Here is a 13,514-nt window from a genome sequence, read left to right on the forward strand (position 1 = left end):
TCACCATGATAAAAATCCGTAGAATTCTTTGTCCGGTTGATTTTTCCGAAGCATCCCGAAAGGCTGTACGTTATGCCCATGAGTTTGCCAAAGGAATGGGAGCGTCGCTTGTTCTGCTTAATGTTGTCGAACCCAGACCGATGGCGGTTGATATGTCTCTTTCCTATGTTCCGTTGGAAGAGGATCTTGAAAAAGCAGCCAAAGAGGACCTTGAAGAAATCATACGGACCGAGCGTGAAAAGGGTATTGAAGTGCAAGCCGATGTACAAATCGGTACGCCTTCCGAAACCATTCTTGAAAAAGCAGAGGAGCTCGATGTCAACCTGATTATTGTCGGTTCTCATGGAAAAACAGGATTGAGCCGGATCCTTATGGGTAGCGTTGCCGAGTCTGTGGTGCGCAAGGCGAAATGCCCTGTTTTAATCGTCAAGGCAGAGGAAAAGGAGTTTATCGAGGAGGGCGAATAACTTTTTCCACCAGCTTTTTAGCTCCGGTAAACGGACTGATGCTTTTTTCTTCGACGGCTGCTGTAACCTTTGCCAGAAAAGACTTGGTCTGCGGGTGGTTATGGAACATTTGCTTCAGTTGCAGGTCTACCTGTTCGCGAAAAAGCTGGTGAAGTTGCTTTTTGCGGGTTTCTTCAAAAATGCCGTTTTCCCTCAGGATTTGGCTGAACTTGAGAATATTGTTCCAGATTTTGTCGATGCCTTCCCCTGTCACTGCGGAGGTGAGCGTTGTATGCGGTTTCCATACGGTATACTTTTTCGGCAGAAGTTTCAAGGCAGATTCGCATGCAGCCTGAGAGTGAAGGACGCTCTTTTGTGAAGCTTCATCGCTTTTGGTGATCGCGATGTCGTCAGCTATTTCCATTATACCCCGTTTTATACCCTGCAGTTCATCGCCCGACCCTGGCAGCATAAGCAGCAGAATATAGTCCACCATGGATGCGACAAGAATTTCCGATTGGCCGACACCGACTGTTTCAACGATAATGATATTATATCCGGCAGCTTCACAGAGGAGGATCGCTTCGTGAGTTTTGGGCGATGTTCCCCCAAGATATCCCGATGATGGGGAGGGACGGATAAACACCTCTTTTCGTCCTGAAAGCTTTTCCATACGAGCCTTATCACCGAGAATACTTCCTCCGGAACTTTTGCTGCTCGGATCGATGGTAAGAATTGCGATTTTATTATCGGGGTTGTTAAGAATTTCGAGGCCCAGGGCTTCAATGAAGGTGCTCTTTCCTGATCCGGGAGGCCCGGTTATCCCTATTCGGAGTGATTGGTGTCCGGTTTGAAGACAGCTGTCGAGTATTGTATAGGCCAGTTCCTGGTGGTCGGTTTTTGTGGATTCAACAAGCGTTATTGCCCGGCTCAATGCATTGCGGTCACCTTGCCTGATCTGTTTTGCTATCTTTTTGGCGGAAATATGGCTTCTCGATTCTGACATTATTTCCTGTTTATTGCAGTGCGGACTCATCTACAGCCGAAAATCTATCGATCAACATTCGCAGGATTGTCGCAGCCGCTTCGGTGATGACCGTGCCCGGTCCGAAAACTTTTGTGACTCCCGAATCGAGCAAAAACCCATAGTCTTTTTCCGGAATTACTCCGCCTGCGATTACGAGAATATCATTTCTTCCTGCTTTCAGCAGCCCTTCAACTATTGCTGGGACAAGGGTTTTATGACCTCCGGCAAGACTTGAAACACCGACAAGATGTACATCGTTGTCGAGCGCTTGCTGAACGACCTCTTCAGGTGTTTGAAACAGCGGACTGATATCGACGTCGAAACCGATGTCGGCAAAAGCTGCAGCAATAACTTTTGCTCCGCGGTCATGACCGTCTTGGCCGACTTTTGCCACCAGGATTCTCGGTCTGCGGCCGGCACGGTGAGCGAATGCTTCTGCAAGATCATGTGCTTTCATAAAGAGTTGGTTGTCGTTCATCTGAGATTGATAAACATTTGTACTGAGCCGGACGGATGAGCGGTGCCTGCCGAAAGACTCTTCACAGGCGTTTGATATTTCACCAAGAGTCGCTCTTGCTCTTGCTGCGACCACTGCGGTTTCTAAGAGGTTTCCTTTGTTGTTCCGTGCAGAGTTCTTGAGTTGTTCAAGTGCAGTATTGACTGCACTTTCATCTCTTACATGCTTGATTGTCGAAAGTTTTTCCAACTGGCTTGTGAGGACTTTCGAGTTGTCCACTTCCAGGATTTCTATGTCAGTACCACCGGAGCTGTTTGTATGGCAGTTGACTCCGACAATGAGATCTTGCCCGCTGTCTATCCGAGCCTGGCGTTTTGTGGCGGCTTCTTCGATGCGGCGCATTGGCAGGCCTTTTTCGATGGCTTGTACCATACCGCCCATCTGCTCGATTTCCTCTATGAGGTTCCAGGCTTTTCCGGCAAGTTCGTTGGTCAGGGTTTCGACAAAATAGGAGCCTGCCCAAGGATCGATCGCTCTTGTAATATCGGTTTTTTTCTGCAGGAAAAGCTGTGTGTTTCTGGCGATGCGGGCGGAAAAGACCGAAGGCAGGGCAATGGCTTCATCCAGGGCATTGGTGTGCAACGATTGTGTATGGCCTTGCACGGCGGCAAGAGCCTCTATGCAGGTTCGGGTGATATTGTTGAAAGGATCCTGTTCGGTCAGGCTCCAGCCTGACGTTTGACAGTGGGAACGCAGCATCAGGGATTTCGGGTTCGAGGGATTGAACCGCTTGACAATCTTTGCCCAAAGCATTCTTGCGGCTCTGAGCTTGGCGATTTCCATGAAGAAATTCATGCCGATACCCCAGAAAAACGAGAGGCGGGGGGCAAAGTCGTCTATGCCGAGCCCTGTCTCGATACCGGTTCTCAGGTATTCGAGGCCGTCTGCAAGGGTATAGGCAAGTTCGAGATCGGCCGTTGCGCCGGCTTCCTGCATGTGATATCCCGATATGCTTATGGAGTTGAACTTTGGCATATTTTCGGCAGTGTAGCGGAAAATATCCGATACTATGCGCATGGACGGTTCTGGAGGATAGATATAGGTGTTGCGGACCATAAACTCCTTGAGTATGTCGTTTTGGATGGTGCCGCTGAGTTTATCCGGAGCAACCCCCTGTTCTTCGGCTGCAACGATGTAGAATGCCATGATGGGAAGCACTGCGCCATTCATGGTCATCGATACCGACATTGTATCGAGAGGTATCCGGTTGAAGAGAATTTTCATGTCTTCAACCGAATCGATGGCGACTCCAGCCTTGCCTACATCTCCGACAACGCGGGGATGGTCGGAATCGTAGCCGCGGTGTGTCGGCAGGTCGAAAGCAACGGACAAGCCTTTTTGTCCTGCAGCCAGGTTTTCCCGGTAAAACTCATTTGATTCTTCAGCGGTCGAGAACCCTGCATATTGACGAATGGTCCATGGACGGACAGTATACATTGTTGTGTATGGGCCTCCCGTGTATGGCGGAAAGCCTGGAGCGAACTGTAGTTGTTCGGCATTGTCGGTATCCTCCGATGTGTAAATGTTCTTGATCGGTATGCCTTCAAGGGTCGGTTGATCGTTAACCGGGATGTTGCATGTCTTGGAGGAATACTCGATGGTTATGCTTTCGTTTGCCGTTACCGGGGCATCGGCACAGCATCTGTTTTCCGAAACAATCAGTTTGGTCGTTATACCCTGTTCCGTGGCAAGGCGCATGCCTCCGCACTCTTCGATAGCTGTAAAAACTTTCCAGGCTGATTCTGCAAGGTTTGATGAGAGTGTTTCGATATATGCCGAGCCCGCAGCAGGGTCGATGACCCGGTCGAGCATGCTTTCATGTTTGAGGATGTGGTGGATGTTTCGTGAGAGACCGGCGGCAAATGACCTGTCTGTATTGTTCCGGCGGTCGAAATGGCTTATGAACAGCGTATCGTATCCTCCCAAAACTGCTGCTGTGGTGACGGTTGAAAGTTCTATGAGCGTACTGTGATGATCTCCCATGAAGGGTTTTCCGGTGACGGTTGTTGCCGTTACCGTCGGCTCGGCAATGACTGAACTACAGGTTTGCTGCGTTATTCTTTTCCACAGGAGCCTGAACGCCTTGAACTTCGCTATTTCAGTGAAAAAGGAGCTGCTCGTGGTAAAATTGAGAGTGAAAAACGATGCAGCATCGAGTGGGTTGACAGTTGATTCCAGTTCTCTGAACAGATCACGTACAGAAGCGGCAATCAATCCGATTTGCTGAGCAGTGGTTGCTCCTTTTTCCTGCCATTCGCGGTCGCTTATTCCTAATGTTCTGAACCGCGCTGCATGCTGAGAATATTGAAGAAGATCGGTAGCGGGGGCATTGCCTTTGTCGATCAACCCGCCTTTGAAATGACTGAATAAGGGGTGTTGTGAAAGTGCGTCAACAAAATTCAGGGGGTTTGCAATTCCTGAAAAATGGAGAAAAACAGAGCGGGGATCAATATCGTGTAACAGCAGGTTGATAAACGCATCGTCTGGCTCGGTAACACCGGATGCATCGAAAAGAAGGGAATGCATACCTTTTTCGACATGCTCAGTCGCTTCGGCATTGGCCAGTTGTGGATTTGAGGCGTCTATTTCTATACCAGCTTTCCAGCTGTTATCTTTTTTGCCGGCGGCAGGAGGAAGGCTGCATTGCGGCCTTTCTTCGGGACTGTAGAAAGGAGCGAGAGAAAATCCGTCAGGGTTGAACCATTCGATTGCGCTGTAGTCGGTTCCTCTGAGATCTGTTTGAACCTGCTTTTTCCACTGTTGTTTCGTTACCGGGTTAAAATCCTCGAACATAGTTTTCAAACGTGATAAATGGTTTCCTGAATAAGCTGTAATTGACGCTGGCAGTGAAGGGGTTCAAGCGTTCATGATGCAATGGTTTTCCTATGCGCTTCGATAATGAGTGAAAGTCGATGTCTCAGATTTTCTGGCTTGACGATATGCTTTGCATACCCCTTTTCTTCAAGCCATCGGGTTGTCTGGAAACCGCGGGAGGTTTTTTTCCCGGTGTATTGTTCGATGACACGTTTGCCGGAAAAACCGATGTTCCCTGCATTGTATTCAAATAGCTGAACACCTCTCGATCCTATACCGATGGCTACACCTCCAAGGGTAGGGTCGGTAACGATGGTAATCACAGGAAGGGATGCTTTTTCAACCCTCGAAAGGGCGACATGCACTTTTGGGATGCTGACCATCGAGGAACAACCTTCATGCATTCTCGCTCCGCCACCTGCTGCCTGGAGGATGATCGGGCACCTGCGTTGGATAGCGGTTTCGCAGGCACGCCAGATTTTTTCTCCCGTTGACATGCAGAACGAGCCTCCTAGAAAGCCGAAATCAGTAGCACAGAACACTACGTCTTGTCCGAAAACCATTCCATCGCCTGTGATGAAAGCTGAGGCCTGACCGGTCGCTAAACGTGCTTCTTCGAGCTTCTCCCGGTATTTCGGGAAAAGGAGGATATCCCTGTCCACGATGCGGCGTGTGTCGGGATGTTCCCGGAAAGAGCCTTTGTCGAGGGCATGCTTGATATAGTCTTTTGCAGAAAGCCGGGTATAGCGGTAGCCGCATTCAGGACAGACGTAGTTGTTTCGCAGTAGGTCAGGGAAAAAAACTGGGTCGTAGATTCTTTCCTTGTCGTTATTTCTGCACCCTTTATGGCGCTTGATGTAGAATCCGCCAGCAGGTTTTTTCAAACATCTTGAGATGTTGCGTTCAAAAAGAGCTATATCAGATTCCTGCATCTCGTCCCATTGACCGATTGCTTTCCATCGTTCTACTCTTTCGGAAAAAATCTTTTCAGAAGGAATGGTTGCAAGCTCCGTTGCATGTGATATCAGCGATTGTTTTAAGGAGGCTATAGCAGCATTGGGAAATCGGTGTGCGGGTCCCTCCGGTTCGGCGACAAGTGCGTCGACAATACCGTGAAAATGTGCTTCTCGGGCTGTGATTTGTGAAATTTCTGCAGCATAATTTGCTTTGGCACGCGTTCTGAAAAGTATCGAGGAACAAGCTTCGGGAGAGATTACCAGGTATGTGGCATTTTCCATGGCGAGAACTCTGTCGCAGCCGGTCAAGGCTATGGCGCCGCCGCTGCACCCACGGTTCATGATTACCGAGATTGTCGGGACGGGTGTTTCGGCAAGAGCCTGCATACACCTCCCGATTTTCCAGGCAATACCTCCTGTTTCCGCTTCTTCAGTAGGATCGGCTCCCGGTGTATCGATCAATGTTATAATGAGGCGATTTTCAAGCTCGGCTATCTCTATTGCTTTCAAAGCGCGCTCATAGGATGCCGGTGTGGGCATTCCCTGATTCCACTGTTCGGCAAACCCATTTTTCTGCATCAGTTCCTGGAGGTGCTCGAAATCGGAGGTGGGAGCAGATTGCTGGCCGATCAGCATGACCTTCAATGCCCCCTTTGGGGTATCAAGCATGGCTTTGTGGGTCTGTATGAGACAACCGCCGTATGTGTTGGTTTGCAGGCACTCCTCAACCTCCTTGAAAATGTCTAAATAATCAAGGTATTTTGGGCGTTCCGGGTGAAATGATAACTGGTACTTCTCATACTCGCTCAGCTGTTCGATGCTCTTTGCTGAATAGCTGAAACCTTGTTTTTTTTCGAAAGGGAGAAAAAAATGCTTCACAATACCTTAATCCTGAATCTTCTGAATAAACTCTACAAGAACTTTACCGGTGTCTTTGGGGTTGAAAAATACAACTTTTTTCCCGCCCGCCCCTTCTGAAGGGGCAGAAATTGGCAGGAGATTTTCTTTAACGGTTCTTTTGATTTCTGCTTCCAGGTTTTCGGTTTCAAGCGCGATATGGTGAAGGCCTTCGCCTCGTTTTTCAAGAAATCTCGTGATTGGGCTGGCTGTTCCAAGTGGTTCCAGCAGCTCGATTTTCGAGTTTCCGATCTGAATGAACGCTACCCTGACTTTTTCGGAAGGAACCTCTTCGATACGGATTTGTGCATCGGTTGCATCGGTCAGTATCTTGAACTGTTCAAGCGAGTTTTCTAGATCGTGCACCGCAATGGCAATGTGGTCGATATTCGAGATCATCAGGAATTGTTGATATGTTGAGACGATGATTCTTTTACTTGTTCTGCTAACCTTTCGCTCATGAGTTCTGGCAGAGTGCTTAATGAGTGTTGACTGTCGGCAGTTTACCGGTTAATTTGCATATCCGATTAGTTGCAAGGCTTCTTTGATTTCGTCGAGGATAACCGGATCGTCGATTGTTGCCGGCATGGTATATTCCTCACTGTTCGCGATTTTTCTCATGGTGCCCCTGAGTATTTTGCCTGAACGGGTTTTTGGCAAACGATCGACGATGACCGCTTGCTTGAACGAGGCAACAGGGCCGATGTTTTCACGCACAAACTCGATGACGTGTTTGATGATCTGGCTGTGTGGAGTATCGACGCCGGATTTTAAAACGAGAAACCCTACAGGTACTTCTCCTTTGAGTTCGTCTGCAGCACCGATAACCGCACTTTCAGCTACATCCGGATGGGCGCATAGCTCTGCTTCGATTGCTCCGGTTGAGAGACGGTGTCCTGCGACGTTGATAATATCGTCTGTACGCGACATGATGAACAGGTAGCCGTCTTCATCGATGTAGCCAGCGTCACTGGTAAGGTAGTAGCCGGGGTATTTCGACATATAGCTGTCGATAAAGTGATTGTCAGCGTTCCAAAGTGTCAGCATGGTCCCCGGTGGGAGAGGATTGCGGATCACGATATCGCCCATCTGGCCAGCCGGAAGTTCTTCTTTGCTCTGGTTGATAACCTTGACATTATAACCCGGTACGGCTTTTGACGCCGATCCGTATTTGATTTTGCCAGGCTCTATCCCCATGCAGTTTGCAGCGATAGCCCAGCCGGTTTCGGTTTGCCACCAGTGGTCGATAACCGGTACATTCAGTTTTTCCTCGGCCCATTGGACCGTATCGGGGTCGGCTCTTTCGCCAGCGAGGAAAAGCGAACGAAGTCCTGACAGGTCGTATTTTTCTATGTAGGAACCTTTTGGATCCTCTTTTTTAATTGCCCTGAAAGCTGTAGGTGCTGTAAAAAAAACAGAGACATTGTATTCACTGATGATTCTCCAAAAAACACCCGGGTCGGGTGTGCCGACCGGTTTGCCTTCAAAGATGATGGTTGCATTGCCATTGAGTAAGGGACCGTAGACAATATAGGAGTGTCCCACAACCCATCCGATATCGCTCGCCGCCCAGTAGGTTTCACCCGGTTTGACATTGTATACATGCTTCATGCTCCATTTCAGAGCAACCATGTGCCCTCCGTTGTCGCGCACGACGCCTTTTGGTTTTCCGGTTGTTCCCGAAGTATAGAGGATATAAAGCGGATCGGATGATTCGACAGGGATGCAGGGAACCGGTTCGGCTCCGAGAAGGGCTTGTTTCCAGGTTAGATCCCGATCTTCGTTCAAAGGCGCCCTGAATTTCTCTCGCTGGCGGATAATGCACATTTCAGGCTTGAAGTGAGCCAGTTCAATGGCGAAATCAAGTAGCCGTTTATAATCTATAACTTTGTCTTTTTCGATACCGCAGGATGCGGAAATAATGACTTTTGGTTTACAGTCGTCTATCCTGACAGCCAGTTCATGCGGCGCGAATCCTCCAAATACCACGGAATGAATGGCACCGATCCTTGCGCAAGCAAGCATGGCGATAACAGCTTCCGGAATCATCGGCATGTAAATGATGACACGGTCTCCTTTTCGTACCCCTCTTGACTGTAAGGCTCCAGCAAAAAGTGCTACCTTGTCGCGGAACTCGCGGAACGTGAAACGCTCTTTTACTCCAGTTACCGGACTGTCGTAGATTATCGCGGTATCGTTACCTCGACCTTCATCGACATGACGGTCGAGAGCGTTGTAGCAGGTGTTTGTTTTGCCTCCGGCAAACCATCGGTAAAAAGGAGGGTTGGTATCGTCAAGCACTCTGTTCCATTTCGTGTACCAGTGAAGATTTTCTGCGGCATCAGCCCAGAATTGTTCAGGGCTGTCAATTGATTTCCCGTAGGCAGTTTCATAAGAGTGTTGCATGCTGAAGTCACGTTTAATAAGGTTTAATGCTGGCGTTTTGAATGTTTACAACGATATTTTCAGAGCGCCTTGACTGTGACAAGGAAATGAAAAAGATAGAAGATTTAGAAGATTAAGAAGGGTTGTTGTAAACTTCCATTTTACAAAATATCGATCGTAAAACCATGACTATAGTACTGTGTTCTTATGAAGGCAGAAGAACGATGAGGTGCTTGTACATATGAACTTTTACGGTGATTTTTGATATATAGCGGTAAGAAGAAAAAAGTTATGAAGATTCTCCACACAGCTGATATTCATATAGGTTATAAAACCCATGGGGTTATTGACCCGAAAACCGGTCTACATTCAAGACTTGGTGATTTCGAGCGTTGTTTTCGATACATGGTAGACCATGCGATAAAAGAGAATGTTGACCTGATTCTTTTTTGTGGAGACGCTTATCGTGATATGAATCCAAGCCAGACGGATCAAAGAATATTTGCCCGCAGTTTGAAGCCTCTCCTTGATCGCGATATTCCGATTGTGATGATCGTTGGAAATCATGATCATCCTTATACGTTTGGGAAAGTAAACTCTATGGAGATATTCTCACTTTTCTCTGACAATATCCATCTCTTTACTACGTGTGAATCAAGGGATATCATGACGAAAAGCGGGCCGGTTAGAGTCATCGGTCTGCCTTGGCCGATGATTCATGAATTGCGAACAAAAGAAGAGTTTGCTGCATTGGCTAAAGAAAAGCAGCATGAAAAAGTTCATGAGATCTATTCGGGATTTGTAATGGCTGAAGCCGAGCGCCTGAGAAAAGAGCCGGTGAGCTATCCGGTTGTTGTTGCCGGTCATTTGCATGTGGAAACAGCTGTTATGACCGAAGGTTCCGAGCGGGTGACCCTGGTTACAAGGGACCCTGTTTTCACGCTTTCCATGCTGAAACAGCCGGAGTTCGATTATGTTGCATTGGGTCATATTCATAAGTACCAGGAGTTGAATAAGGAAAGAAAACCTCCTGTGGTCTATTCAGGGAGTATTGAACGGATAAGTTTTGCCGAAGCCGTGCAGAAAAAAGGGTTTGTCATGATCGACATCTCGAAGAAAAAAGAAGTGGCATTCCGTCATGTTCTTACTCCTTCGAGGAAGATGATTCAGCTTGAGATCGATGTCAGGGGAGAAGAAGAGCCGATGCCGCTTATTCTTGAAAAAATCGGTAACGAGATACTCGAAGAAGCAGTCGTCAGGGTGGTTATAACCTGTCATGCCGGTCAGCGTGGTCTTGTAGAAATGAAAGAGATCCGTCGGTCATTGCGATCTGCATTTGTTATCGGAGGTATACAGCTGAAGGTTGAGCAGGAATCGGCCCGGAGCAGGGTCCCCGAGTTACACCGCAACCTCTCAACAAGAGACGCCTTGGAGATGTATATCAATCATAACAAACAGTTACTTCCACTTAAAAAGACCATTTTGGATACGGCGCAGCTGCTGGAGGAAGAGTGCAGGCAAGGGTCAGCCGGCAAGGGAGCTGATTTCTCTGAAGAGTGAAGAGAAATCGTCGATCGAAAGGGATTCTGCACGCCGGGTCAAGTCAACCGAGGTGACTTTCGAGAGATCATAGTTTTTTTTGAGATTGTTCTGAAGGGTTTTTCTTCTCTGGCTAAAAGCGGTTCGGACAAACCTTCTGAATGCTTTCTCATTTTCATCCAGAGAAGTTGTGCGTGGGATAATATTCACCACTGCACTGTCAACGTCTGGTTTCGGTCTGAACACCTTGCGACTCACTTTGAAAAGGTATGAGACCTCGCAGAATGTCTGAAGCTGCACGGCCAGAATACCGTACTCTTTCGTGTTGGGCTTGGCAGCGAGGCGTTGAGCCACTTCATGTTGCATCATCAGAGTTTCTGAAACGATGTTTTTGCGATTGTCGAGGAGCTTGAAGAGAATGGGAGAGGTAATGGAATAAGGTATGTTTCCCATGATCTTCAACGGGCCTTCAGCAGAAAGGTCAGGAATGTCTATTGTGAGAAAATCTCCTTCGATTACCTTGACAGATGAAAATTCTTTTCGAATGAACGCAGCTAATGCGCGGTCTTTTTCCACAGCGGTGAAACTTTTTGGAGATGCTTCGAGAATTGCACTGGTGAGTGCTCCGAATCCAGGACCGATTTCAAGGACACGATCATTCTTTTCGATTTCAGCAGACAGGACGATTTTTCTGCAGATATTGCGGTCGGTCAGGAAGTTCTGACCAAATTTTTTTTTTACCGCTATTTCCGTATGCTTATATTCAACTTTTGTCATTTCAGGCGATTTGAGAGAAAAAAATAACAGCAGGGAAGTACTTTTAAAAATTTAAGTTATTCTTGGAATAATGGCTGAACAAAATACCCTTGCCGAAGCTGCACGATACATTTCTCGCGGGTCACTTGCAACCCGTAAAGGATTTGGTGAGGCATTGCTGGAAATCGGTCAGAAAGATGATTCTGTTGTGGCACTGTGTGCCGATCTGACCGGTTCATTGCATATGCATCATTTTCAGAAAGAGTTTCCCTCCCGCTATTTCCAGACTGGCATTGCTGAAGCAAACATGATTTCCATGGCAGCAGGGCTTGCCACTACGGGTAAGAAACCCTATGCGGGGACATTTGCAGTATTTGCATCCGGTAGGGTATATGATCAGATCCGCCAGTCGGTATGCTATTCGCGTCTCAATGTGAAGATTTGTGCATCACATGCAGGTTTGACACTTGGAGAGGACGGGGCCACGCATCAGATGCTTGAAGATATTGGACTCATGCGTGGTTTGCCCGGAATGACGGTGGTTGTTCCTGCCGATTACAGTGAAACCAAACGTGCTGTAAAAGCTCTTCATGAACATGATGGTCCGGCTTACCTGCGTTTTGGCAGGCCGTCGGTTCCCGATTTTTCTCTTGATGAGGATGGTTTCGAGATAGGGAAATCTATCGAGCTGAATCCAGGAAAGGATGTTACGGTTATCGCCTGCGGTATCATGGTCTGGAAAGCACTCGAAGCTGCAAGAACTCTTGAAAAAGAAGGGGTTACCGTAAGAGTCATCAATATGCATACGATCAAGCCTATCGATAAACTGGCGATTGTTCGTGCAGCGAACGACACCGGTGCAATCGTTACGGCAGAAGAACATCAGGTGCATAACGGGCTTGGTGATGCAGTCGCTCATGTTTGTGCGGAAAGCATTCCGGTTCCGATAGAGATGGTTGGTGTCGAAGATACTTTCGGTGAATCCGGGAAACCTGATGAGCTGATGAAAAAATACAAGCTTGCTACCGAAGATATTCTTGAAAAGATATATCTGGCTTTACGTAGGAAGATATGATGGATAACGGAAACGTGGTACACCGGTTTTATGTTGTGATTACTGGGCCAAGCAATGAACAAAGAGAACCGATTGCACGAGAGTTTCGGGAAAATGTATAGCACAAGGAGAGAAAGGTTATGGCAATGCCTAATTTAAATGACATGATGAAGCAGCTCCAGCAGGCAGGAGCAAAGATGCAGGATGTTCAGAAACAGCTTGAAAAAATAACCGCTGAAGGGGACGCCGGAGGCGGGATGGTCAAGGCGACGGTCAGCGGAAAGCAGAGGGTTCTTTCCATAACCATAGACCCTGAGATACTCGATGATATGGAAATGGTTGAAGATCTGGTTGTTGCAGCGGTAAACACCGCTCTTGAAAACGTAGCTGAGAAAGCACGTCAGGAATTATCAAAAGCCGCTGGCGATATGCTCGGTGGTGGAGATATACTGAAAAACTTCAATTTTGGCCAGTAGGATTGTTTCATGCGATACACATCGGCGGCAATTGAAGCACTGATAGAAGAATTTGCGAAATTGCCGGGAATTGGGCGCAAAACGGCCCAACGACTTGCCATGCATATCCTTCATGAGCAACCAGGAGAGGTCGGTAAACTTGCCAAAGCTCTTATGGATGTCAAGGAACGGGTTATCAGCTGTTCGATATGCCAGAATGTTACCGATCAGGGTGACGATCCTTGTTCCATTTGCAGGGGAAGCAACCGTGACAAGTCGGTGATTTGTGTTGTGGAGTCTCCTACCGATGTGCTTGCATTTGAAAAAACAGCTCAATATCGTGGATTGTATCATGTGCTGCATGGCGTTATCTCTCCTCTTGACGGGATAGGGCCGGACGATATACGGATAAAGGAGTTACTTGCACGATTATCTCCGGAGGATGATGTGAAAGTCATGGAGGTTATAATGGCATTGAGCCCTACAGTGGAAGGTGAAACAACGGTTTTATATATAAGCAGGCTTTTAAAACCTCTTGGAGTGGAAGTGACGAAAATCGCTCGAGGGATTCCTGTGGGTGCTGAGCTTGAGTTTATCGATGAGGCAACTCTTTCAAGAGCGCTTGAGGGACGGTCGGTTTTGTGAAAAAAATAAAAAAGAAGCTTCGT

11 protein-coding genes and 1 pseudogene are annotated in these 13,514 nt (G+C 47.6%); 5 read left to right on the top strand and 7 right to left on the bottom strand.

What is annotated here, in order from left to right; translation table 11 throughout:
• The first annotated feature begins 5 nt into the window (after positions 1-5).
• Positions 6-467, top strand: coding sequence for a universal stress protein (locus tag CR164_RS08385; RefSeq protein WP_110023478.1), 462 nt, complete (start codon positions 6-8; stop codon positions 465-467).
• On the opposite strand, the gene meaB is transcribed toward CR164_RS08385, so the two are convergent.
• The 6 genes and pseudogenes from meaB to CR164_RS08410 all read right to left on the bottom strand — a co-directional run bounded on the left by meaB (position 448) and on the right by CR164_RS08410 (position 9,063).
• A complete protein-coding gene (meaB, locus tag CR164_RS08390; RefSeq protein WP_110023480.1) occupies positions 448-1,452 on the bottom strand; it encodes a methylmalonyl Co-A mutase-associated GTPase MeaB in 1,005 nt (334 codons plus the stop codon). The genes CR164_RS08385 and meaB overlap by 20 nt on opposite strands.
• 10 nt (positions 1,453-1,462) lie before the next feature.
• A complete protein-coding gene (scpA, locus tag CR164_RS13210; protein WP_275068358.1) occupies positions 1,463-3,595 on the bottom strand; it encodes a methylmalonyl-CoA mutase in 2,133 nt (710 codons plus the stop codon).
• Between the two features lie 60 nt (positions 3,596-3,655).
• A pseudogene (locus CR164_RS13215) lies at positions 3,656-4,783 on the bottom strand (methylmalonyl-CoA mutase family protein); the annotation flags it as partial.
• A gap of 71 nt (positions 4,784-4,854) precedes the next feature.
• Entirely contained in the window at positions 4,855-6,639 is a 1,785-nt protein-coding gene (locus tag CR164_RS08400; RefSeq protein WP_110023483.1) for a carboxyl transferase domain-containing protein, read from the bottom strand.
• A gap of 6 nt (positions 6,640-6,645) precedes the next feature.
• The gene (gene mce, locus CR164_RS08405; protein WP_110023485.1) at positions 6,646-7,056 is read right to left on the bottom strand and encodes a methylmalonyl-CoA epimerase; all 411 of its coding nucleotides are present in this window, start codon (positions 7,054-7,056) and stop codon (positions 6,646-6,648) included.
• A 111-nt stretch (positions 7,057-7,167) separates the two neighbouring features.
• Entirely contained in the window at positions 7,168-9,063 is a 1,896-nt protein-coding gene (locus tag CR164_RS08410; protein WP_110023488.1) for a propionyl-CoA synthetase, read from the bottom strand.
• Between the two features lie 270 nt (positions 9,064-9,333).
• Between CR164_RS08410 and CR164_RS08415 the strand changes: the two genes are divergently transcribed.
• Positions 9,334-10,602, top strand: a complete 1,269-nt coding sequence (locus CR164_RS08415) for a metallophosphoesterase family protein (RefSeq protein WP_110023489.1) — start codon at positions 9,334-9,336, stop codon at positions 10,600-10,602.
• Here the strand turns inward: CR164_RS08415 and rsmA are convergent.
• Positions 10,567-11,358 (bottom strand): 16S rRNA (adenine(1518)-N(6)/adenine(1519)-N(6))-dimethyltransferase RsmA, encoded by a 792-nt coding sequence (gene rsmA / locus CR164_RS08420; RefSeq protein WP_110023490.1) that lies wholly within the window; start codon positions 11,356-11,358, stop codon positions 10,567-10,569. The genes CR164_RS08415 and rsmA overlap by 36 nt on opposite strands.
• Before the next feature lie 70 nt (positions 11,359-11,428).
• Between rsmA and CR164_RS08425 the strand changes: the two genes are divergently transcribed.
• The 3 genes from CR164_RS08425 (at position 11,429) to recR (ending at position 13,491) form a co-directional block, all read left to right on the top strand.
• On the top strand, positions 11,429-12,412 hold the full coding sequence (locus CR164_RS08425) for a transketolase family protein (protein WP_110023491.1): 984 nt from the start codon (positions 11,429-11,431) through the stop codon (positions 12,410-12,412).
• A gap of 119 nt (positions 12,413-12,531) precedes the next feature.
• Positions 12,532-12,867, top strand: coding sequence for a YbaB/EbfC family nucleoid-associated protein (locus CR164_RS08430; protein WP_110023492.1), 336 nt, complete (start codon positions 12,532-12,534; stop codon positions 12,865-12,867).
• Between the two features lie 9 nt (positions 12,868-12,876).
• On the top strand, positions 12,877-13,491 hold the full coding sequence (gene recR, locus CR164_RS08435) for a recombination mediator RecR (RefSeq protein ID WP_110023493.1): 615 nt from the start codon (positions 12,877-12,879) through the stop codon (positions 13,489-13,491).
• Positions 13,492-13,514: the final 23 nt, after the last annotated feature.

The organism is Prosthecochloris marina, from assembly GCF_003182595.1.
Classification (GTDB): domain Bacteria; phylum Bacteroidota; class Chlorobiia; order Chlorobiales; family Chlorobiaceae; genus Prosthecochloris; species Prosthecochloris marina.